Annotated in this window: 23 protein-coding genes; 8 read left to right on the top strand and 15 right to left on the bottom strand. The window is 72.2% G+C overall.

The window, feature by feature from the left end; all coding sequences use genetic code 11:
• Positions 1-90: 90 nt before the first annotated feature.
• Positions 91-645: a hypothetical protein gene (locus ACZ5GT_RS21140; protein ID WP_469026812.1), complete on the top strand. Its 555-nt coding sequence runs from the start codon at positions 91-93 to the stop codon at positions 643-645.
• A gap of 132 nt (positions 646-777) precedes the next feature.
• On the opposite strand, the gene ACZ5GT_RS21135 is transcribed toward ACZ5GT_RS21140, so the two are convergent.
• The 8 genes from ACZ5GT_RS21135 to ACZ5GT_RS21100 form a co-directional block, all read right to left on the bottom strand.
• Positions 778-1002 (bottom strand): hypothetical protein, encoded by a 225-nt coding sequence (locus tag ACZ5GT_RS21135; RefSeq protein ID WP_469026810.1) that lies wholly within the window; start codon positions 1000-1002, stop codon positions 778-780.
• Between the two features lie 219 nt (positions 1003-1221).
• The gene (tsaE, locus tag ACZ5GT_RS21130) at positions 1222-1734 is read right to left on the bottom strand and encodes a tRNA (adenosine(37)-N6)-threonylcarbamoyltransferase complex ATPase subunit type 1 TsaE (protein WP_469026808.1); all 513 of its coding nucleotides are present in this window, start codon (positions 1732-1734) and stop codon (positions 1222-1224) included.
• Positions 1700-2989 carry an alpha/beta fold hydrolase gene (locus ACZ5GT_RS21125; protein ID WP_469026803.1) on the bottom strand — a complete coding sequence of 430 codons (1290 nt, stop codon included), beginning with the start codon at positions 2987-2989 and terminating at the stop codon, positions 1700-1702. The genes tsaE and ACZ5GT_RS21125 overlap by 35 nt, the downstream gene beginning before the upstream one ends.
• A 98-nt stretch (positions 2990-3087) precedes the next feature.
• The gene (gene alr / locus ACZ5GT_RS21120; RefSeq protein ID WP_469026798.1) at positions 3088-4281 is read right to left on the bottom strand and encodes an alanine racemase; all 1194 of its coding nucleotides are present in this window, start codon (positions 4279-4281) and stop codon (positions 3088-3090) included.
• Positions 4282-4544: 263 nt separating this feature from the next.
• Positions 4545-5981: an NAD(P)H-hydrate dehydratase gene (locus ACZ5GT_RS21115; protein ID WP_469026795.1), complete on the bottom strand. Its 1437-nt coding sequence runs from the start codon at positions 5979-5981 to the stop codon at positions 4545-4547.
• A gap of 46 nt (positions 5982-6027) precedes the next feature.
• Positions 6028-6399 (bottom strand): holo-ACP synthase, encoded by a 372-nt coding sequence (locus ACZ5GT_RS21110; RefSeq protein WP_324789161.1) that lies wholly within the window; start codon positions 6397-6399, stop codon positions 6028-6030.
• Positions 6400-6426: 27 nt separating this feature from the next.
• Positions 6427-6711: a hypothetical protein gene (locus ACZ5GT_RS21105; RefSeq protein ID WP_469026790.1), complete on the bottom strand. Its 285-nt coding sequence runs from the start codon at positions 6709-6711 to the stop codon at positions 6427-6429.
• A gap of 103 nt (positions 6712-6814) precedes the next feature.
• On the bottom strand, positions 6815-7222 hold the full coding sequence (locus ACZ5GT_RS21100) for an ATP-binding protein (protein WP_469026787.1): 408 nt from the start codon (positions 7220-7222) through the stop codon (positions 6815-6817).
• A 229-nt stretch (positions 7223-7451) separates the two neighbouring features.
• Between ACZ5GT_RS21100 and ACZ5GT_RS21095 the strand changes: the two genes are divergently transcribed.
• Positions 7452-8303 carry a helix-turn-helix domain-containing protein gene (locus tag ACZ5GT_RS21095; RefSeq protein ID WP_469026781.1) on the top strand — a complete coding sequence of 284 codons (852 nt, stop codon included), beginning with the start codon at positions 7452-7454 and terminating at the stop codon, positions 8301-8303.
• A 7-nt stretch (positions 8304-8310) separates the two neighbouring features.
• Positions 8311-8499: a DUF397 domain-containing protein gene (locus tag ACZ5GT_RS21090; protein WP_469026774.1), complete on the top strand. Its 189-nt coding sequence runs from the start codon at positions 8311-8313 to the stop codon at positions 8497-8499.
• Positions 8500-8509: 10 nt separating this feature from the next.
• On the opposite strand, the gene ACZ5GT_RS21085 is transcribed toward ACZ5GT_RS21090, so the two are convergent.
• Positions 8510-9679, bottom strand: a complete 1170-nt coding sequence (locus tag ACZ5GT_RS21085; RefSeq protein ID WP_469026769.1) for a hypothetical protein — start codon at positions 9677-9679, stop codon at positions 8510-8512.
• A 208-nt stretch (positions 9680-9887) separates the two neighbouring features.
• Between ACZ5GT_RS21085 and ACZ5GT_RS21080 the strand changes: the two genes are divergently transcribed.
• The gene (locus ACZ5GT_RS21080) at positions 9888-10862 is read left to right on the top strand and encodes a hypothetical protein (protein WP_469026762.1); all 975 of its coding nucleotides are present in this window, start codon (positions 9888-9890) and stop codon (positions 10860-10862) included.
• A 13-nt stretch (positions 10863-10875) separates the two neighbouring features.
• Positions 10876-12678, top strand: a complete 1803-nt coding sequence (locus tag ACZ5GT_RS21075) for a M16 family metallopeptidase (RefSeq protein ID WP_469026759.1) — start codon at positions 10876-10878, stop codon at positions 12676-12678.
• 67 nt (positions 12679-12745) lie between these two features.
• On the opposite strand, the gene glmS is transcribed toward ACZ5GT_RS21075, so the two are convergent.
• Positions 12746-14593 (bottom strand): glutamine--fructose-6-phosphate transaminase (isomerizing), encoded by a 1848-nt coding sequence (glmS, locus tag ACZ5GT_RS21070; protein ID WP_469026755.1) that lies wholly within the window; start codon positions 14591-14593, stop codon positions 12746-12748.
• Between the two features lie 194 nt (positions 14594-14787).
• Here glmS and coaA point away from each other — a divergent pair, with 194 nt between their 5' ends.
• Together coaA and ACZ5GT_RS21060 are read left to right on the top strand one after the other, a co-directional pair.
• Positions 14788-15756 carry a type I pantothenate kinase gene (coaA, locus tag ACZ5GT_RS21065; protein ID WP_469026752.1) on the top strand — a complete coding sequence of 323 codons (969 nt, stop codon included), beginning with the start codon at positions 14788-14790 and terminating at the stop codon, positions 15754-15756.
• A gap of 16 nt (positions 15757-15772) precedes the next feature.
• A complete protein-coding gene (locus ACZ5GT_RS21060; RefSeq protein ID WP_469026749.1) occupies positions 15773-16720 on the top strand; it encodes a TIGR00341 family protein in 948 nt (315 codons plus the stop codon).
• Positions 16721-16757: 37 nt separating this feature from the next.
• Here the strand turns inward: ACZ5GT_RS21060 and glmM are convergent, their stop codons facing one another.
• The 3 genes from glmM to rplM all read right to left on the bottom strand — a co-directional run bounded on the left by glmM (position 16758) and on the right by rplM (position 19299).
• Positions 16758-18116, bottom strand: coding sequence for a phosphoglucosamine mutase (gene glmM, locus ACZ5GT_RS21055; RefSeq protein WP_469026747.1), 1359 nt, complete (start codon positions 18114-18116; stop codon positions 16758-16760).
• 184 nt (positions 18117-18300) lie between these two features.
• Positions 18301-18813: a 30S ribosomal protein S9 gene (gene rpsI, locus ACZ5GT_RS21050; RefSeq protein WP_030173946.1), complete on the bottom strand. Its 513-nt coding sequence runs from the start codon at positions 18811-18813 to the stop codon at positions 18301-18303.
• 42 nt (positions 18814-18855) lie between these two features.
• Entirely contained in the window at positions 18856-19299 is a 444-nt protein-coding gene (rplM, locus tag ACZ5GT_RS21045; protein ID WP_324789173.1) for a 50S ribosomal protein L13, read from the bottom strand.
• A 322-nt stretch (positions 19300-19621) separates the two neighbouring features.
• On the opposite strand from rplM, the gene ACZ5GT_RS21040 reads away from it, so the two are divergent.
• Entirely contained in the window at positions 19622-20500 is an 879-nt protein-coding gene (locus tag ACZ5GT_RS21040) for a hypothetical protein (protein WP_469026742.1), read from the top strand.
• 12 nt (positions 20501-20512) lie between these two features.
• On the opposite strand, the gene truA is transcribed toward ACZ5GT_RS21040, so the two are convergent.
• Together truA and rplQ are read right to left on the bottom strand one after the other, a co-directional pair.
• Complete coding sequence (gene truA / locus ACZ5GT_RS21035; protein WP_469026739.1) at positions 20513-21367, bottom strand: tRNA pseudouridine(38-40) synthase TruA; 855 nt, start codon at positions 21365-21367, stop codon at positions 20513-20515.
• Between the two features lie 72 nt (positions 21368-21439).
• Positions 21440-21979, bottom strand: a complete 540-nt coding sequence (gene rplQ / locus ACZ5GT_RS21030; RefSeq protein ID WP_469026736.1) for a 50S ribosomal protein L17 — start codon at positions 21977-21979, stop codon at positions 21440-21442.
• Between the last annotated feature and the right edge of the window lie 89 nt (positions 21980-22068).

The raw sequence follows: 22068 nt of genomic DNA, 5'->3' as shown, positions 1-22068 counted from the left end.
CGCGCGCACGGCCGCCCGGTCCGGGCGCACGGTGGCTGCTACGGTCGCCCGGAAGCACGACCTACGACGCGACGGCTGAGGTGGGCGACGGTGGCAGGCGGCAGCTCAGGAATCGTGTTCGGGCTCACCACGGCGGCCGTCGCGACGGTCGGCGTCCTCGCCTTCCAGGCCGCCGCGGGCGTCCCGGACGGCCTGGGCGGGCCGCACGCCGGTACGTCGCCGTCGGCGGCGCCCACACGGCCGGCCCGCGGCCCGAAGGACCCCACCGCCCTGCCCGTCGGCTCCGGCACGGGCCCACGGGTCGTGTACTCGGTGACCGGCGACCGGGTGTGGCTGGTCGGCGCGCGCGACAAGGTGCGCCGCACGTTCCTGGTCCTGCCCGGCAAGGTGGACCCGGCGCCGGGCACCTACGAGGTCACCTCCCGCTCGAACTCCGTCACCGGCACCGACGGCGCCCCCGTCCGGCACGTGGTCCGCTTCGCCTACGTGGACGGCGTCGCCGTCGGGTTCAGCACACCGGCGGGGCCGGCGACGGCGAAACCGGACGAGGGCGTGCGCACCGGCGGGATCCGCGAGTCCCGCGAGGACGGCGACGCGGTGTGGGCGTTCGCGACGATCGGCCGCCCGGTCGTGGTGGTCCGCTGAGGGCTCCGCCGGAAGTGCCGCGCCGGGCCGTCGATCACCTGCCGCCGCCTGCCGCACCGTCGTGGCCGGTCGCGCAGTTCCCCGCGCCCCTTCAGGGCGCCACCCAACCGCCGCGGAGTTCGCCCGGCGGGCTCAGGCGGCGTCCCGGTGTCCGGCTTCCCGATGTCCGGCTTCCCGGTGCTCGGCTTCCCGCTGTCCGGACTCCCGGTGCGGGGGGTGCGGCCGGGACGCCTCGGGGTCGGGAAGGCCCGGCGGGGTGGAGATGGCCTTCGCGGCGGCGCAGGACGCCAGCAGCTCACGCATGGGCACCGCGGAGACCTCGCGCGGCGGCACCTCGTCTCGTTCCGTGGCCGTCATGAGCGCCTCCTGGGAGCCGGGCGCGAGCGTAGTTAGGTAAACCTAACCACGAAGGGAATACCATGTGACCACGTATCGGACGCCGGACGCAACATTTTGCCGACATCGTGTCGGAACTCCGCCCCGGGGCGACGGCGGCCGGAACCCACCACGGGGCACGGCGCGGGCCGCAACCGGCCCCGGGGCGAACGACCGCGTCGGGATGGGTCAGGCAGTGGGTCAGGCCGACAGCACGCTCAGGTCGGCCGCCGCCCACCGCTCCCCCAGCCCGGTCACCGTCACGTGCCGGACCTCGTCCGTGGTGTCGCCGACGGCCCGGTGGATGACGACGTGCAGGCGGTCGTCGGTCAGCTCCTCGACCTTGCCCTCGCCCCACTCCACGACGACCACCGAATCCGGCAGCGAGACGTCCAGGTCGAGGTCCTCCATCTCGTCCAGCCCGCCGCCCAGCCGGTAGGCGTCGACGTGGACCAGCGCCGGGCCGTCGGCGAGCGACGGGTGCACCCGGGCGATCACGAAGGTCGGGGAGGTGACGGCGCCCCGGACGCCGAGCCCTTCGCCGAGGCCGCGGGTGAGGGTCGTCTTGCCCGCGCCGAGCTCGCCGTTGAGCATCACCAGGTCACCGGCGCGCAGCAGTTTCGCCAGTCTGCGGCCCAGTTCCCGCATCTGCTCGGGGGAGGTGACGGTCAGCTCGGTCTCAGCCGCGTCGTGCGGTGCTGCTGGTGCTTCCATAGCCACCCACGGTAGCCCCTGCGGGCACGGCGCCCACCCGGGTCAGCAGGTCGGCGAGCCGGTCGGTGACCACCTCCGGATGCTCCAGCATCACCAGGTGCCCGGCGTCCGGGACGAGCACCAGCTCGGAGTCCGGCAGCAGGTCGGCGATGGCCTCGCTGTGCTCGCTGGGCGTGACCAGATCGCCGATCCCGGCCAGCACCAGCACGGGTATGTCGCTGAACAGCGCGAGCGCCTCGGTCTTGTCGTGGTCGTCGAACGCCGGGTAGTACTCGGCGACGACGTCGATCGGCGTGCCCTCGATCATCCGCTCGGCGAACCGGGCGACGGCCGGGTCGACGTCCCGCGAGGCGAACGAGTACCGCTTGACGATCCCGGCGAACAGGTCGGCGGTGGCCCGCCGTCCCTTCTCCACCAGTTCGGCCCGCTGCCCCAGCGCCTTCAGCACTCCGGGGAGCACCCGGCGCACGGCGTTGACGCCGGCGACCGGCAGGCCGAAGTTCACCTCGCCGAGCCGCCCGGACGACGTGCCGACGAGGGCGACCGCGACGACCCGGTCGCGGATCAGCTCGGGGTACCGGTCGGCCAGCGCCATCACGGTCATGCCGCCCATCGAGTGCCCGACCAGCACGATCGGGCCCTCCGGCACGGCGGCGTCGATGACGGCCTTCAGGTCGCGTCCCAGCTGCTCGATGGTGACCGGCACGCCGTCCCGCACCTGCTGCACTCCCCGCCCGGAGCGGCCGTGGCTGCGCTGGTCCCAGTGCACGGTCCGCACCACGCCCCGCAGGGCCGCGCGCTGGAAGTGCCAGGAGTCCTGGTTGAGGCAGTAGCCGTGGCTGAAGACGACGGTGACCGGGGCGGGGGCCTTGCGCCCGAACAGCCGGCGGCGGCGCGGGGTCAGTGCGGGGGCCGTCTCCGGGTCGACGTCGTCGACCTCGTAGTACAGCTCGGTCCCGTCGTCGGCGTACGCCTTGCCGGGGGTGCCGCGCAGCGCGCCGTACGGTCCGGTGGAGTCGAGGGCGAGCCGCGCCTTCCTCCGTATGTCGCGGCCGACGGTGAGCCGTTCGATGGCGAGGCCGGCGGCAGCGCCCGCGGCGACCACGCCTATCGCGGCGCCCGCTATGCCGGTCACCCGGCGCCAGGTCCCGCCCGTCGCGCCCGTCGCGCCGGTCGCGGCCGCGGCGGCTGTCGCGGCCGTCGCCTGCGCGGCGGAGGCGACGGCCGTGAGGGCCTCCGCACTGCTCTCGCTCACGTACCCGCTCCCCTTCGACGGACTGCTGTTCGATGGCCCGGACGGCACCGGCCTGGTGCCGCCCACGGATGGTGTGACGCCGTCGGCCCCCTGCGCGGTTACCCCGCTTGGCCCTCGCCCACATGGTCGTCCATACGGACATGAGTGTGGACCCGGGGAACGCGCGTTCCGATGCGGGTGACGATCTCATACGCGATGGTGCCCGCGGCCTGCGCCCAGTCCTCGGCGGTCGGCTCGCCGCGGTCGCCGGGCCCGAACAGCACCGCCTCGGCGCCGGCCCCGGGCTCGTCTCCCCCGAGGTCCACGACGAACTGGTCCATCGCCACCCGCCCCGCGACCGTGCGCCACTTGCCGCCGACCAGGACGGGGCCGGTGCCGGAGGCGTGCCGCGGGATGCCGTCGGCGTACCCGACGGGAACGAGGCCGAGGGTGGTGTCGCCGGGGGTGACGTAGTGGTGGCCGTAACTGATGCCGTGGCCGCCCGGTACGTGCTTGACCAGGGCGAGGGACGCCGACAGCGTCATCACCGGGCGCAGTCCGAAGTCGGCCGGGGTGCCGATCTCGGGGCTGGGCGAGATGCCGTACATCGCGATGCCGGTGCGGACCAGGTCGAAGTGCGTCTGGGGAAGCGTGAGCAGGGCCGGCGAGTTGGCGATGTGCCGCACCTCGGGCCGCACGCCCCGCGCCTCGGCGTGCGCGACCATCTCCTCGAACAGGGTCAGCTGCGCGGCGATGGAGGCGTGTCCGGGTTCGTCGGCGCAGGCGAAGTGGGACCACAGGCCGGTGACGTGCAGCAGCCCGTCGCGCTCGGCGCGGCGCGCCGCGCCGACGAGTTCGCTCCAGTCGGCGCCCGGCTGGCATCCGTTGCGGCCGAGGCCGGTGTCGGCCTTCAGGTGCACGCGCGCGGGCCGGCCGGCCCGCCGGGCGGCCTCGGTGACCTCCGCCAGGGCCCACATGGCGCTGACCGACACGTCGACGTCGGCCTCGATCGCCTGCTGCCACGGCCCGCCGGGGGTCCACAGCCAGCACATCACCCGCCCCGGAAGCCCGGCGGCCCGCAGGGCGAACGCCTCCTCGGGCGTGGCCGTGCCGAGCCAGGTCGCCCCCGCCTCGACGGCCGCGCGGGCGCACGGCACGGCCCCGTGGCCGTACGCGTCGGACTTCACGACGGCCATGACGGCCGCCCCGGACGCGACGGCACGCAGGGTCCGCACGTTGGCCCGCAGGGCAGCGAGGTCGATCTCGGCGCGGGCCCGCAGGGTCGCGGTGGGGGCAGCTGCTGTCTCGTTCATGGCGCCCCCAGTCTCTCAGAGGCCCCGCCCGGACCGGACAGACACCTGCCACGACCCCGGCCCCGGAGCCCGCGTCCTCACGCCCCGCCAGACTCCCGCCACACCCCCGGCAACGCCTCGGCCACGTCGTGGGCCCCTCGGATGCCCTGGTGGACGACCGCGGTTGTGAACCGGGCCGCGCCACCCATACCGGCGAACCCGCTCAGCGGCTCGACAGGCCGTTGAGCGGCTCGACGGGCCGTTCAGTGGCTCGACGGGGCCGCTTAGTGGCACACGTCCCGCCATGCCCGCGGCAGCGCCTCCGCCACGTCGTGGGCTCCCGCCGGCGCCCCGTTCGCCGCGAAACGCCCCGCCAGCCCGTGCAGATAGGCGGCCACGCTTCCGGCGTCCAGCGCCGACAGCCCGGAAGCCAGGAGCGATCCCGCGAGCCCCGACAGCACGTCGCCGCTGCCGGCCGTGGCCAGCCAGGACGTGCCGGTCGGATTCACCCGTACCGGCCCGCCGCCGGCGTCGGCGACGAGTGTGGTGGAGCCCTTGAGCAGGACGGTGGCGCCGTAGCGGGCGGCGAGTTCGCGGGCGGAGGCCAGCCGCGCGCCCTCGACCTCCTCCCGGGCCACGCCGAGCAGCGCGGCGGCCTCTCCGGCGTGCGGGGTCATCAACGTCGGCGCCGTGCGGGCCCGTACGGCGCCGACGTCGGCGAGCCGCAGCCCGTCCGCGTCGATCAGCACCGGCACGTCCGCCGACAGCACCTCTCCGACGGCCGACGCGTCGTCACCGGCGCCGGGGCCCACCACCCACGCCTGCACCCGCCCGGCGTGCCTGGGTCCCCGGTCCGACACGAGCGTCTCCGGGAACCGGGCGATGACGGCGCCCCCGGCAGGCCCCACGTACCGCACGGCCCCGGCGCCGCCCCGGAGCGCGCCGGACACCGCGAGCACCGCGGCCCCCGGATAGCGCGCCGACCCGGCGGCGATGCCGACGACCCCGCGCCGGTACTTGTCGCTCTCCCCCGTCGGCACCGGCAGCAGCCGGGCCACGTCGGCGTGTTGCAGCGCCTCCAGTTCGGGCTGGTCGGGCAGGGCGTCGCCGAGCCCGATGTCGACGAGCCGCACGGACCCGGCGTGCGCGCGGGCGGGATCGATCAGCAGGCCCGGCTTGTGCGTCCCGAAGGTGACCGTCAGATCGGCGCGCACCGCGGCCCCGCGCACCTCGCCCGTGTCGACGTCGACGCCGCTCGGCAGGTCGACGGCGACGACGGCGGCCCGCGACCGCTCGGCGGCAGCGGCCAGCGGCGCGGCGTCCGGCCGCAGCCCGCCCTGGCCGCCGATGCCGACGATGCCGTCGACGACGAGATCGGCCCGTTCGATCAGCGGCTCGGCGTCCTCCGTCCCGACGGTGGTCCCCCCGGCGCGGCGCAGCGCGGCCAGTCCGCCGGCGTGCGCCCGCTCGGGCGCGAGCAGCACGGCCGTGACGCCGGCTCCGCGCCGGGCCAGCCGGGCACCGGCATACAGGGCGTCACCTCCGTTGTCCCCGCTGCCGACGAGCACGACGACCCGGCTGCCGTAGACCCGCCCGAGCAAGTCGGCGCAGGCGGCCGCCAGTCCGGCCGCCGCCCGCTGCATCAACGCCCCGTCCGGGAGCCGCGCCATCAGCTCCCGTTCGGCCGCCCTCACCGTCTCCACGCTGTACGCAGTACGCATGGGGTCGAGTCTCCCCCGGAAGCGCCCGCGCCCGCACGTGGGCCGGTCAGCCCTCCGCGATCACCACGGCCGACGCGACTCCCGCGTCGTGGCTCAGCGACACGTGGAAGGACCGCACCCCCAGATCCGCGGCGCGCGCGGCCACCGTGCCCTTCACCCGCAGCCTCGGCTGCCCGCTGTCCTCGACGAAGACCTCGGCGTCCGTCCACAGCAGCCCGGCGGGCGCGCCGAGCGCCTTGGCCAGCGCCTCCTTGGCGGCGAACCGGACGGCGAGCGAGGCGACGCCCCTGCGCTCACCGCCGGGCAGCAGCAACTCGCCGTCCAGGAACAGCCGTCGAGCCAGCCCGGGCGTACGCTCCAGCGACGCCGCGAACCGCTCGATCTCGGCCACGTCGATACCGACCCCGATGATGCTCACCCGGGCACTCTACGATCGCCGCGCGGTTCAGGCCTGTTCAGGACCGCTCGCGGGAATCTCCGGGGCCTCATCGGCGAACAGCTCCTCGACCGCGGTGGCCGTCAGGGAGCGGTCGAACCAGCGAGCGAGCGCGTCGAGATCGGTGCACGAAGTGATGCGCTCCCGCGCGTCCTCGGGGACGGGGACGCCGTGCAACTCGAGCACGCGCAGAATCAGCGAGACGCGGTTTTCGATCTTGCCTTCGGCCTTCCCTTCCAGGTAGGCGGTCTCACGAACCGTCCCGCGGCCGGGGAAGTAGCTGACGAACGACATGATTTCCTTCCATTTCTCTCCGGCGAGTTCCAGCCTGGATGGATCAAGGGATGGCTGTCCGGGCGATCGAATCCGTTCACCCTTTCGGGCGGCGGGGGAACGTTCACGCCGCCGACAATTCGCACCACACGAATTTGCCCCGGTTGCCGTGCCGGGCCAGTGGATGCCAGCCCCACAGGTCGGCGCAGGCGCGGACGAGGGCGAGACCGCGGCCGTTCTCCAGGTCGGCGGGTTGGCCCGGGGACCGCGGCGGCTCGGGCGGCTCCGGGTCGGCGTCCCACGCCCCGATCCGCAGCACCCCGGCCGCACAGCGCACCCGCAGCGCGGCGGGCCCCTTGGTGTGGGACACGGCGTTCGTGACGAGTTCGGCCGCGAGGAGTTCGGCGACGTCGACCAGACGGATCAGTCCGTGCAGGGTGAGGATCAGGCGGAGGGTGCGGCGGCTGACGGTGACGGCGCGGGGGTCGTTCGGGATGTAGAGGCAGTACTCCCACGGTTCACTTTCGGGCATGGGTCGACTCCGTTGACAGGAAGAGGGGTTCGAGGCCGGGCTCCGGTGTCGTTGCCGCGTCCGTCACGGCAGGACGAAGCGGTGCGCTTCCGGCGTCCCGGCGTTTCGCAGCGTGTGCGATGCATCACCGAGAGTAGGTCTAAATCTTCATGTCGAGCAAGCCGATCGCGTAACCTTGCGCTCGAACGAGTCGCGCCCGCACGCGCGTTGGACCCGAGGAGCAGCCCCGATGGCGTTGAGGCGCGAACCAACGGCACGTCAGATGCGCCTGGCGCACGAACTTCGCAGGCTCCGCGACGCTGCGGGCCTCACCGCGCGCGAGGCAGCAGCCCTGCTCGGGGTGAGCCCCGTCCAGATCAGCCACATCGAGTCCGCCCTCGCCGGGGTGAGCGAAGAGCGACTGCGTCGTCTGGCCGCGAACTACGCCTGCGCGGAAACGGAGTTGGTCGACGCCCTGGTGGCCATGGCGACCGACCGCACCCGGGGTTGGTGGGAGGAGTACCGGGGCGTCCTCCCCGCCGCCTATCTGGACCTCGCCGAACTCGATCACCACGCCACGTTCCGCCACGACGTGGCAGTCATCCACGTGCCGGGCCTCTTTCAGACGGAGGACTACGCGCGGGCCCTCTTCTCCTACATGAACCCGGAGTTCCCGGACGACGAGGTGGATCTGCGAGTGACCCACCGCATGCGGCGGAAGGTCGTCATCGAGGGGACCGACCCCATCCCGTACGAGGCCGTGATCCACGAGGCGGCGCTCCGCATCAAGGTGGCGGGACGCGTCGCCACCCGTGCCCAGCTGACCCGCATCCTGGAAATGTCGGAGGCGGACCACATCACGGTGAGAGTGGTGCCGTTCGCCTTGGACGACTTCCCGGGAGCCGGAAGCGCCATGGTGCACGTGGGTGGAGCGGTGCCCCGGCTGGACACCGTGGTCCGGGACGCCCCGCACGGCACTGCGTTTCTGGATTCCGAGGCCCAACTGGAGCACTTTCAAACGCTCTTCCGTAGGGTGAAGGAAGCGTCACTCCCCCCGGAGCAGTCACGTGACCTCATTCGCGGGTTGGCCAAGGAGCTGTGAGGACAGCATGACCCCCACTCAATGGAAGAAGTCGTCCTACTCGGGCGGAGGCGAGGGCAACGACTGCGTCGAGATAGCCACCGGCCCCGCCCGCATATCCGTCCGTGACTCCAAGACCCCGGCCAGGGCGACCCTCACCTTCCCGGCCGAGGCCTTCGCCGCCTTCGTCGGTGCCCTGAAGCGCCGCGCTCGCTGAGCGCGGCCGGTCAGATCCGCGAGACCGTGCCGCACTCCTTCGCGCGGTTCTCGTCGAAGCCCTCGCTGCGGTCGTACGGATCGGTGGTCGGCCCGGTCGGGGCCGCCCCCGTGGGCTCGGCCGTCGGGAACCGCGGGTGCAGGAATCCGTCGTACACCTCGCACGCGGAGTTGCCGAGCTTCACGTCGTAGCGGACCACGGTGACCCTGCCGGGGGTGACCTGGTGGCCGGCCGGGTCGGGGAGTTCGACGTCGAGGACGCGGCGCACGATGGTGCGGGTGACGTCGGTGCGGCCGTCCGTCCTGACGAGCGGGTAGACGAAGGTGTAGTCGGCGTGCACGGCGACCGAGGCGTGCTCGCCCGCCTTGAACGTCATACGGCCACGGGTCTTGACGACGTCACCGACGAGCCGGACCTCGCCGGGGTCGAAGCGGCTGAACAGCGACAGCGGATCATGCGTCTTGTCCGGCTTGCCGAGCGACGTGTCCAACCGGTCGAGCAGGTCCGTCTGGCGCGGTTCGATCACACCGAGCGCGTCGGCGGGGCGCTCGCCGCGCAGGGTGGCCGGATCGAGGTTGGCATCGACCAGGAGCTTCTTCGTCTGCCGTAGGGCCTGCGCGACCTGCGCCTCGGACAGGCTGCCGACGGGAGCCGCCTCCGGCAGGACGATGCCCGCCTGGCCGTCGGCCCAGCGCAGGGCCGGGGAACCGGCGAACGGCTCGTCCAGGGTGGGAGTCCGCGGGGCGACGGAGGGGGGCGGCGCGGTCGGGGCGGCGGTCTCGGCGGGCAGCGGTGACCCGGCCGCCGCATCCGGCTTGCCGGTCCCGAAGAGGTCGCCGGGCAGCAGCGACGGCTTCACCGCGACGACGGCCACGGCGGCGGCCAGAGCGACGCCGAGCACGGCCGGTATCCGTCGCCGCCGCCGCGGCCGGACCGGCCCCGTACGCCACCCCTCCGGCACCTCGCCCCGGGCCTCCTGCTGCCGTAACCGGTCGGCGACCATCCGGGCCCGCGCGGAGGGCTCCTTGGGGGCCGAGTCGGGTATGCCGTTCTGGCTCTCCTCAAGGAACTTCTGCCACATGTCGTCGGGTATCGACGAAGACGAAGACGACTCGTTCCCGGAACCGGGGCTGGGCTCGTCGGGCGGCATGGTGGCCACGGACACGGCCTGCTTTCTCATCGTGGGTCGCCAAGGGCTCGGCGCGGGAGACAGGGCATCACCTTAAGACGGTGCCGGTGGTCGCCGTCAGCGCGGTGGTGGAGCCGGCGCGGGACCGTATATACGTGACTGCCTGTCACACATGCCTGCTAACCTGCACGGACTCTCGCGCGCCTGGGGGGCCAGTCTGCGCGCCCGCACACTCCGTCGCGCCAAGGGGGGCGTCCGCATGGGCAGAAGCACCACCGGCAAGGGGACCGAACAGAGTGGCAGACCTTCGGCCCTGGTGACCGATCCGTTCGACGTGCTGCCCGAGCTGGCCGCGCTGCGCACCGCCGCCTGGGACGGTGACTGGGCAGCCACCCGGGCCTTCTTCACGGGGCTCGACTCCGTCGAGAAGGTCACCTTCGCCACCGGACAGCTCTCCGAGGTGGAGCGGACCGAGGCGTACCTGGAGGCGGCGGTCAAGGCGCTGCCCGCCGACCCGCTGCCGCGCACCCTGCTCGCCGAGCGCTACATCCGCATCGGCTGGCGCGTCCGCAGCGGCGCCCGGGCCCAGCACGTGTCGCGGGAGCAGTTCGACGAGTTCCACTCCTGGCTGCGCAAGGCCGAGCAACTGCTGATCGAGGTGTGCGCGGAGCAGCCCGCGTACGCGCCCGCCTGGACCGCCCGGCTGCTCACCGCCCGCGGCCTGGAGCTGGGGCAGTCCGAGGCCCGGCGGCGCTACGAACGGCTGGCGGAGCACCACCCGCACCTGTTCCGCGCTCAGTCGCAGCTGCTGCAGCAGCTCTGCCCCAAGTGGGGCGGCTCCTGGGAGGCCGCGCACGGATTCGCCCAGGAGTGCGCGAGCAAGGCGCCGGACGGCTCCTACGCCGGAGTCCTGGTCGCCGAGGCCCACATCGAGCACTGCTCGGACCTCGACGGCGCGAAGGCCGCGGAATACATGCGGGACATCGCGGTCCGCGACGACCTGCGCCACGCCGCCCAGGTCTCCGTGCTGCACCCCGGCCACCGTCCGGGCTGGCACCACATCGGCGGCCACAGCACCTTCGCCCTGGCCTTCTCGCTCGGCGGCCATCTCCACGACGCCGCACGGCACTTCGCGGCCCTGGGCGACACCGCCTCCGAGTCCTTCTGGCAGTACCTGCCGGACTGGAAGAGCCGGTTCGCGAAGTACCGCACCGCCGCGCTGGCGACGCTCTGAGGGGGACGCACACATGACCACGCAGGACCACGCCCCAGTCGCGGAACCGGTCACGGAACCGGTCGCGGAACCGGTCACGCAGCCGGCAGTGAGCACGGACCTCGCCGTCCTCGACGGCCTCGTCGACCACACCGCCGTCCACGGCATCCCCACCCTGCTCGCCGCACGCCCCGGCGCCCTCACCGCCGGTCTCATCTTCCGGGTGGGCCGCGCCGACGAGACCCTGCCCACCTCCGGCGTCACCCACCTCGTCGAGCACCTCGCCCTGCACCGCCTCGGCCTGTCCGACCTGCACTACAACGGGGCCACGTCGGACACGTACACCCTCTTCCACGTCACCGGCGACGAGGACGAGGTCGTCACCTACCTCAACGACGTCTGCGCGGCCCTGCGCGACCTGCCGCTGGACCGGCTGGAGACGGAGAAGGAGATCCTGCGGACGGAGGCCCGTAAACGCGCCAACGGGCCCATGTCCCAGCTGCCGCTATGGCGTTACGGCGCCCAGGGCTACGGCCTGGCCGGCTACGACGAACTCGGCACCCGCAGCCTGACCGCGGACCAGGTGCGGCACTGGGCCGAGACCCGCTTCACCCGCGACAACGCGGTGCTGTGGATCACCGGCGACCGGGTACCGGACGGCCTGGACCTCGGCCTGCCCGCCGGCCGCCGCATCCCCGCACCGGCCGCGACCAGCGCCCTGCCCGTCACGCCCGCCTGGATCCGGGGCGACGACGGCCACGTCGTCTTCACCTCGGTGCTGCGCCGCTCCACCGCGGCCGCCGTGTTCGCCGACGTGCTCGGCCGCGCCCTCTTCCAGGACCTGCGCCAGAAGGGCGGCTACTCGTACTCGGCGGAGGCCGACTACACCCCGCGCGACACCGGCTTCGCCACCCTGACCGCGTACGCCGACGCGCTGCCGCAGAAGCAGGACGCGGTGGTCGGCGGATTCGTCGACGCCTTCGCCCGGCTGCGCGCCGGCCGCATCGAGCAGGCCGAACTCGACTCCGCCCGCGGCAAGTTGCTCAAGCTGTACGACGTTCCCGACCTCGGCGCGACCATGCTGCCGTCGTACGCGCTGAGCCTGCTGCTCGGCCACCGGATCCTCAGTCCGGAAGAGCACAGGGCCGAGTTGGAGGCGGTCACGCTCGCGGACCTGCGCGAGGTCGCCCGCGAGGCCTGGGACGCCGGACTGCTCCAGGTGCCGACCCGGGGCGCCGACTGGGCGGGCCTCACGCTCGCCCCGCAGTACTCCTCGTCCGGGGTCTCCGGCTCGCTGCACCCGTCGCTGGAGGACGACGACGTCACGCTGGTCATCGGGGACCGGGGCGTGACGCTGTCGCTGCCGGGCGGCCTGGTCACCGTGCGGTACGACGCCTGTGCCGCGATGACCACCCGCCCCGACGACGCCCGGCATCTGACCGGCCTCGACGGCTTCCGCGTGGCCGTGGAGCCGACCCTGTTCCGGGACGTCACGGCCGAGCGGATCGCGGTGCTGGACGCCGCCGTCCCCGCCGACGCGGTCGTCGCGCTGCCGGCGCGTACGGAGGAGGAGATACCCCGGCCGCGCGAGCGGGCAGCCGGGCAAGAGGCCGAGCGAAAGGCCCCCGCCGGGTGGAAGCGCACCGGGCGCGTGACGGCCCGGTTCGTCTTCACCACCGCGCTGGCCGTGCTGTGGCCCGTGCTCCTGGTCGCCCTCGTCGTCAACGACGAATCGCACACGACCCGCTTCCCCGGGATCGGCGGCCTCCTGCTGGAGTACTGGCTGATCCGCACCGCCCGCCGCCTCTACCGGGAGGACCAGCTCGGGAACGGCTGACGCCGGGGCGACGCCCAGGGCCTGTCCGGCGGATCATGCCGGACGGGCCCTACTCCCCGGACCGGCCCTACTCCACCGTCACCGACTTCGCCAGGTTCCGCGGCTGATCCACCTCGTTGCCGCGGGCGGTCGCCAGTTCGCAGGCGAAGACCTGCAACGGCACCGTGGCCACCAACGGCTGCAGCAGGGTCGGCGTGGCGGGGATGCGGATCAGATGGTCCGCGTACGGGACCACCGCCTCGTCGTCCTGCTCCGCGATGACGATCGTCCGCGCGCCCCGCGCCCGGATCTCCTGGATGTTGGAGACGATCTTGTCGTGGAGCACGGACCGGCCCCGCGGCGAGGGCACCACCACGACGACCGGCAGGTCGTCCTCGATCAGCGCGATCGGCCCGTGCTTCAGTTCACCCGCCGCGAAGCCCTCCGCGTGCATGTACGCGAGCTCCTTCAGCTTCAGCGCGCCCTCCAGCGCCACCGGGTAGCCCACGTGCCGCCCCAGGAACAGCACGGTGTCCTTGTCCGCCAGGGACCGGGCCAGCTCCCGCACCGGTTCCATGGTCTCCAGCACCTGCTCCACCTCACCGGAGATGTGCGACAGGTCCCGGATGACGGCGGAGATCTCGTCGCCCCACTTGGTGCCCCGCACCTGGCCCAGGTACAGCGCCACCAGGTAGCACGCCACGAGCTGGGTGAGGAACGCCTTCGTCGACGCGACGGCGACCTCCGGCCCGGCGTGCGTGTAGAGCACCGCGTCCGACTCGCGCGGGATCGTCGAGCCGTTGGTGTTGCAGATCGCCAGCACCTTGGAGCCCTGCTCGCGGGCGTGCCGCAGCGCCATCAGGGTGTCCATGGTCTCGCCGGACTGGGAGATGGCGATCACCAGCGAGCGCGCGTCCAGGATCGGGTCGCGGTAGCGGAACTCGCTGGCCAGTTCCACCTCGCACGGGATGCGGGTCCAGTGCTCGATCGCGTACTTGGCGATCAATCCGGCGTGGAAGGCCGTGCCGCACGCGACGATGACGACCTTGTCCACCTCGCGCAGTTCGGAGGGGGTGATCCGGACCTCGTCCAGGGTCAGCGCGCCGGACCCGTCGATGCGCCCCAGCAGCGTGTCGGCGACTGCCTTCGGCTGCTCGGCGATCTCCTTGAGCATGAAGTAGTCGTAGCCGCCCTTCTCCGCCGCGGACGCGTCCCAGTCGACGTGGTACGAGCGCACGTCGGCGGGCCGTCCGTCGAAGCCGGTGACCGTCACACCGTCCCGGCGCAGTTCCACCACCTGGTCCTGCCCCAGCTCGATCGCCGACCGGGTGTGCGCGATGAACGCGGCGACGTCCGAGGCGAGGAACGCCTCGCCCTCGCCGACGCCCACCACGAGCGGGGAGTTGCGGCGGGCGCCCACGACGACGTCCGGCTCGTCGGCGTGCACCGCGACCAGCGTGAACGCGCCCTCCAGCCGCCGGCACACCAGCCGCATCGCCTCCGCGAGGTCGGCGCAGGAGGAGAACTCCTCGGCCAGCAGGTGCGCGACGACCTCGGTGTCGGTCTCGGAGGCCAGTTCGTGGCCCCGCTCCGCCAACTCGGCCCGCAGCGAAGCGAAGTTCTCGATGATGCCGTTGTGGACGACGGCGACGCGGCCCGCGTTGTCCAGGTGCGGGTGGGCGTTCGCGTCCGTCGGCCCGCCGTGCGTGGCCCAGCGGGTGTGCCCGATGCCGGTCGACCCCGTCGGCAGGGGCCGGTCCGCCAGTTCCTTCTCCAGGTTGACCAGCTTGCCGGCCTTCTTCGCGGCGGCGAGCCCGCCGTCCACCGTCACGGCCACGCCCGCCGAGTCGTAGCCCCGGTACTCCAGCCGCCGCAGTCCGGCCATCACGACATCGAGCGCCGACTGCGCCCCCACGTATCCCACGATTCCGCACATGCGCGGCAGCCTACGGGCCGACGCCCGGCGAAAAGAGCCGTCGCGTGCCCGAAATCGGAAATTCCCACTGTCGTACGAGCGCACTGACGGGGTGGTACGGAAGCGCGCACGGCGCGGTGCGAGCGTGACGGACCCCACCCACCGAGTTGTTCAAACTCCGTTAACAATGGACTGTGATCTCTCCGGTCCCCTCGATGCCCCGGAGCGCCCACCGGCAGCGGCCGGAGGCGACTCCCTACGTCGACCTCACCCGAGCCGAGTGGAGCGCGCTGCGCGACAAGACGCCGCTGCCGCTCACCGCCGAGGAGGTCGAGAAGCTGCGCGGCCTCGGCGATGTCATCGACCTCGACGAGGTGCGGGACATCTACCTTCCGCTGTCCAGGCTCCTCAACCTCTACGTCGGCGCCACGGACGGCCTCAGGGGCGCCCTGAACACCTTCCTCGGCGAGCAGGGATCCCAGTCCGGCACCCCCTTCGTCATAGGGGTCGCGGGTTCGGTGGCGGTCGGCAAGTCGACGGTTGCCCGTCTGCTGCAGGCACTGCTGTCGCGCTGGCCCGAGCACCCGCGCGTCGAACTCGTCACCACGGACGGCTTCCTGCTGCCCACCAGGGAGCTCCAGGCCCGCGGCCTGATGTCGCGGAAAGGTTTCCCTGAGTCCTACGACCGCCGCGCGCTCACCCGCTTCGTCGCCGACGTCAAGGCGGGGAAGGCCGAGGTGGCGGCGCCCGTCTACTCCCACCTGATCTACGACATCGTGCCGGGCGAGAGGTACACCGTCCGCCGCCCCGACATCCTCATAGTCGAGGGACTCAACGTCCTGCAGCCCGCCCTGCCCGGCACCGACGGCCGCACCCGGGTCGGTCTCGCCGACTACTTCGACTTCAGCGTGTACGTCGACGCGAGCACCGACGACATCGAGCGCTGGTACCTCAGCCGGTTCAGGAAGCTGCGGCAGACCGCCTTCCAGAACCCGTCCTCCTACTTCCGCAAGTACACGCAGGTGTCCGAGGAGGAGGCGCTGGACTACGCCCGCATGCTGTGGCGCACCATCAACAAGCCGAACCTCACCGAGAACATCGCGCCCACCCGGGGCCGCGCCACCCTGGTCCTGCGCAAGGGCCCGGACCACAAGGTGCAGCGCCTGCGTCTGCGCAAGCTGTGACCGCTACGCTGCGGCCATGCTGCATGTGCGCCTGATCACGCCGTCCGGGAGGACCGACGACGTGGTCCGCCTCATAGAGAAAACCGTCGGGACCGCCCACCTGGTCGTGCTGCCGGGTGCCGCGCGCAACCCGGCCGGGGACGTGGTGCTGTGCGACGTCGCCCGCGAGGCCGGCGACGAGCTCCTGTCCGAGCTGCAGGAGCTGGGCCTGGACCGCGAAGGCTCGATCGCCGTCGAGAACATCGACCTGTCCCTGTCCAAGCGCGCCGAGAAGGCCGAGGAGGAGGCCCCCGGCGAGGCCGCCGACGCGGTCCTGTGGGAACACCTCACCGACGCCACGCACGAGGAGTCGACGCTCTCCGTCACGTACGTGTCCTTCATAGTCCTCGCGACGATGATCGCGGCCTGCGGTGTCGTGCTGGACAACGCCATCCTGATCGTGGGCGCCATGGCGGTGGGCCCGGAGTTCGGCCCGCTGGCCGGCATCTCCACCTCGATCGTGCAGCGGGCCCCGCGCCTCGCGCTGCGCTCCGCGGTCGCGCTGCTGGTGGGCTTCGCCCTGGCGATGGCGGCGACGGTGGGCTTCAGCCTCTTCATGGACGCGCTCGGCCTGTTCTCGAAGGGGATGCTGGAGGGCGACCGCCCCCAGACGAAGTTCGTCTACGCGCCCGACGCCTTCAGCTTCATCGTGGCGGTCCTGGCCGGCGCGGCCGGCACGCTCTCCCTGACCTCGGCCAAGTCCGGCGCCCTGGTGGGCGTGGCGATCTCGGTCACCACCGTCCCGGCCGCCGCCAACGCGGCCATCGCGCTGAGCTACGGCGACACGAAGCAGACCTGGGGCTCCACGGAGCAGCTGCTGCTGAACCTGCTGGGCATCGTGATGGCCGGCACGCTGACGCTGCTGTCCCAGAAGTGGTTCTGGAGAAAGCAGCACGAACGTCTCAGCAGGCGCCCGGGGCAGTGACCCCGGGCGCCCCCTACGGGGACGTGGTGCGCGGTTCCTAGCCCAGCGCCGACTTCACCGCGTCGGCGAGCCGCCCGGCCACCGACCGCGCCTGCTCGATGTCCGCGGCCTCGACCATCACGCGGACCAGCGGCTCGGTCCCCGACGAGCGCAGCAGCACCCGCCCGGTGGCGCCCAGCTCCCGCTCGGCCTCGGCGACGGCGGCCGCCAGCTCCGCCGACGTGTTCACCCGGGACTTGTCCACGTCCGGCACGTTGATCAGCACCTGCGGCAGCCGCTCCATGACGGACGCGAGGTCCTTCAGCGACCGCCCGGTCTCGGTGACCCGGGCGGCCAGCATCAGGCCGGTCAGCGTGCCGTCGCCGGTCGTCGCGTGGTCCAGGATGATCACGTGCCCGGACTGCTCGCCGCCGAGCGCGTACCCGTGCTGCTTCATCTCCTCCAGCACGTAGCGGTCGCCGACCGCGGTCTGGACGAGGTTCAGCCCCTCCCGCTCCAGCGCCAGCTTGAAGCCGAGGTTCGACATGACCGTCGCGACGACGGTGCCGGAGCGCAGCGCGGAACGCTCCCGCATCGCCAGCGCGAGCACGGCCAGGATCTGGTCGCCGTCCACCTCCTCGCCGGTGTGGTCGACGGCGAGGCAGCGGTCGGCGTCGCCGTCGTGGGCGATGCCGAGGGCGGCGCCGTGCTCGACGACGGCGGCCTTCAGCTTGTCGAGGTGGGTGGAGCCGCAGCCGTCGTTGATGTTGAGCCCGTCCGGCTCGGCGCCGATCGTGATCACCTCGGCGCCGGCCCGCGAGAACGCCTCGGGCGAGACCCGGGCGGCGGCGCCGTGCGCCTCGTCGAGGACGATCTTCAGCCCGTCGAGGCGGTTGGGCAGTACGGCGATCAGGTGGGCGACGTACTTGTCGAAGCCCTCCTCGTAGTCCCGCACCCGTCCGACGCCCGCGCCGGTGGGCCGCTCCCAGGGCTCACCGTGCCGGTGCGAGTCGTACACCGCCTCGATGCGGTCCTCCAGGTCGTCGGCGAGCTTGTGGCCGCCGCGCGCGAAGAACTTGACGCCGTTGTCGGGCATGGCGTTGTGGCTGGCGGAGAGCATCACGCCGAGGTCGGCGCCGAGCGCGCCGGTCAGGTACGCGACCGCCGGCGTCGGCAGCACGCCGACCCGCAGCACGTCCACGCCCGCGCTCGCCAGGCCCGCGACCACGGCCGCCTCCAGGAACTCCCCGGACGCGCGCGGGTCCCGTCCGACGACCGCCGTCGCGCGGTGGCCCTCGAAGGTGCCCGCCTCGGCCAGTACGTGCGCCGCGGCCACGGAGAGGCCGAGCGCCATCTCCGCCGTCAGGTCCGCGTTGGCGACGCCGCGCACGCCGTCCGTGCCGAAGAGTCGTCCCACTTGTCCTCCTGAGAAGCGTCAGTTTCGGAAGCGCCTGACGATGGATGACAAGCATCCGATCACACAAGCCATTGAGCATCTTGTGCCGTTATACGCCCCCGATGGCGATAAACGAACGCCCCGACAGCACAGTGGCGTGCCGCCGGGGCGTTCGTACGAGCAGGCAGCTGCGAAGCAGCCGCGTTTAGCGCTTGCTGTACTGCGGGGCCTTGCGGGCCTTCTTCAGACCGGCCTTCTTGCGCTCGACCGCACGGTCGTCGCGGCGCAGGAACCCGGCCTTCTTCAGCGGGCCGCGGTTGTTGTCGACGTCGGCCTCGTTCAGCGCGCGGGCGACACCGAGACGGAGCGCACCGGCCTGGCCGGAGACACCGCCACCGGCGATGCGGGCGATGACGTCGTAGCGGCCCTCGAGCTCGAGGACCTTGAACGGCTCGTTGACTTCCTGCTGGTGCACCTTGTTCGGGAAGTAGTCCTCGAGGGTGCGACCGTTGATCTTCCACTTGCCGGAGCCCGGAACGATCCGGACGCGGGCGATGGCGTTCTTGCGGCGGCCCAGGCCGGCGGCCGGCTGGGGCTCACCGAAGCGCGAGGCGAGGGACTCGGAGGTGTACTCACCCTCCACCGGAACCTCGGACTCGGTGGTGTAGCTGTCGATGTCAAGCTCTTCGAGCGGCTGCTCGGCAGTGGTCTCGGCCACGATGCTCCTCAGATTCTCTTCAGTCTTAGGGGGTGGCCGGACTTACTGCGCGACCTGGGTGATCTCGAACGGAACCGGCTGCTGGGCAGCGTGAGGGTGGTTCTCGCCCGCGTAGACCTTCAGCTTCGTGAGCATCTGACGGCCCAGGGTGTTCTTGGGGAGCATGCCCTTGACGGCCTTCTCGATGGCCTTCTCGGGGTTCTTGTCCAGCAGCTCGTCATAACGGACGGAGCGCAGACCACCCGGGTAGCCGGAGTGGCGGTACGCCATCTTCTGGGTCCGCTTGTTGCCGGAGAGGTGCACCTTGTCGGCGTTGATGATGATGACGAAGTCACCGGTGTCGACGTGCGGCGCGTAGATCGGCTTGTGCTTGCCGCGGAGAAGAGACGCGGCGGTCGTGGCCAGACGGCCCAGGACGACGTCCCGAGCGTCGATGACGTGCCACTGGCGAGTCACATCGCCGGGCTTGGGGCTGTATGTACGCACTTCGCAGCCTTTTTCTTCAGTGGATGGGTGCTGACACGTGGCATCACTGAAGCGATCGTGCAGCTGGGGACGACAATGCCGGGGACGCTGCCCGTATGCCGCCCACTGGTAACTGCTCCAGGGAACCTAGGTATGGGCCTCTCGCGTGAGAACGAGCGAGCCAATACACAACGAAGATGCAGGATACCGGGGTCGCAGGTACGGGTCAAAACGAGCTCTCCGCGACACGGACGGCCGAGATGTGCCGCCGTGCCGGAAAGGTCCCCGCGGGAGGCGCCGCGGCCACCACGGGGCGCGCCAACCCCCGTCTAAGATGCGCCCCATGAGCTTCGGGCAGCAGGGGGGACCCCCGTCCCAGTGGGATCCCTGGAAACCGCATTCCCAGCAGCCGTGGAACAGCGGCGACAGCGGCGACACTCCGGACTGGGCCGCGCTCGCCGAGGCGTCCGAGACGCGCAACAAGCGGCGTCGGCTGCTGTTCATCGGCGGCGGCGCCGTCGCCACCATCGCGATAGGCACCGCCGTCGCGATGGCCGTGGTGTCCGCGAACGGCGACAGCGACGCCACGAACCGGACGACCGGGCTTCCCTCGACGGCGGACATACCCAGCAGCACGGCGGTCCCGTCCTTCGAGCCGACCAGCGCCCCGCCCCCGCTGGACCCGAAGGAGTTCGTCTCCAGCAAGACCAAGGACACCGCCCCGCTCGACGTCCAGGCGCTCTTCCCCGGCACGCAGCTGACCATGGGCTCGACCGTGTACAAGAAGGGCCCGACCGCGGACACCACGAGCTGCGCCACGGCCGCCCAGGGCACCCTCCCGAAGGTGCTCACCGCCAACAAGTGCACCCGTCTGATGCGGGTCACCTACGTCAAGGACGACGTCGCCGTGACGGTCGGCGTGGCCGTCTTCGACACCGAGGCCGCGGCGACCCGGGCCAAGGGCCAGGCGGACAAGTCGAGCATCGTCAGGTCCCTGTCCGGCAAGGGCGTCAAGGCCTTCTGCAACGGCGCCGTCTGCCGCTCCACGACCAACTCCTACGGCCGCTACGCCTACTTCACCATCACCGGCTTCACCAGCGGCAAGGACGTCACGACCAAGGACACCGCGGTCTTCTCCACCGGCGACGACCTGGCCCAGTTCACCTTCCGCCAGATCCACCGCCGCGGCGAGGCCCAGGCGTCGGCGGCGGCGAACCAGTAGCCGGGCCGGGCGTCAGCAGCACCCGGCCCCGGGCAGCGACCGCTTGTTGCGGGCCTCCCTGCTGCGCGCGGCCAGCAGCTCGTCGGCCGGGTAGCCGACCTCCTCCAGGGTCAGCCCGTGCGGCCGTACGACGTGCACGGCCGAGTCCCGGACGCCGGCCGCCAGCACCTTCCCGGGCCAGTCCGTCCCGCGGTGGCCGTCGCCCACGAACAGCAGCGCCCCGATCAGCGAGCGCACCATGTTGTGGCAGAAGGCGTCGGCGCGGACGGTCGCGGTGATGATCCCGTCGTCGCCGCGCGCGAGGCTGAGCTCCTGGAGGGTGCGGATGGTGGTCGCGCCCTCCCGCTTCTTGCAGTAGGCGGCGAAGTCGTGCTCGCCGAGCAGCGCCCGGGCCGCCTCGTTCATGGCGTCGACGTCCAGCGGCCAGTCGTGCCACAGGACGTGGCCCCGCAGCAGCGGGTCGACGCCGCCCGGGTTGTCGGTGACCCGGTAGGCGTAGCGGCGCCAGACGGCCGAGAAGCGGGCGTTGAAGCCGCTGGGCGCCTCCCTGAGGGCCCACACCCGCACGTCCCTGGGCAGGCGGCCCGCGAGCCGCTTGAGGAGCTTGTCGTGGTGCTCGCCCCAGACCTCGTGCGGCAGATCCACGTGCGCCACCTGACCCCGGGCGTGCACCCCGGCGTCGGTGCGCCCCGCCACCGTCAGTTCGTACGTCTCCCCGGACCGCGTGACCGTCCGCAGCGCGTCCTCGATCTCCCCCTGCACGGTCCGCCGGCCGCCGGCCTGCCTGGCCCAGCCGGAGAAGTCGGTGCCGTCGTAGGACAGGTCGAGGCGGACACGGACGTAACCGGGCTGTACTTCGTCACTCACCCCTGGATCCTCTCAGGAACACGGAAGCGGGCCCGCCCCGAGGGGGCGGACCCGCTTGCGTCAGGCAGAGCCTCAGGCGTCCTTGGCGCTTTCGTCAGCCGCATCCGCGGCGGGCTCGGCGGCCTCGTCGGCCGGCTTGGCGTCCTCGACCGGGGCCTCGTCGGCCTTGGTCTCCTCCGCCTTGGCCTCCTCGGCCTCCTTGACCGCGCGCTTGGTGGCGGCCTCGGCCTCACCGGTCGCCTGCTGCGCGACCGTCAGCGCCTCGACCAGCTCGATGACGGCCATGGGCGCGTTGTCGCCACGGCGGTTACCGATCTTGGTGATGCGGGTGTAGCCACCGGGACGGTTCTCGTAGCGCGGGCCGATCTCGGTGAAGAGCGTGTGGACGACGCTCTTGTCCGTGATGACCTGGAGCACCTGGCGGCGGTTGTGAAGGTCGCCCTTCTTCGCCTTGGTGACCAGACGCTCGGCGTACGGGCGCAGCCGGCGCGCCTTCGCCTCGGTGGTGGTGATGCGGCCGTGCTCGAAGAGCGCCTTCGCGAGGTTCGCGAGGAGCAGCTTCTCGTGCGCGGCGCTGCCGCCCAGACGGGCACCCTTGGTGGGCTTCGGCATGTTGTCTCTCCTGTGTGTCTGCCCCGGCCGTATCAGGTACCGGAGTCAGTATCCGAGCGGGCGGGTTTGCCCGTCGGAGACCCCGCGCC

It is taken from the genome of Streptomyces sp. NPDC031340 (assembly GCF_055569945.1).
Note: the sequence above shows the minus strand (reverse complement) of the source record. Positions and strands in the feature narration are given on the sequence as shown.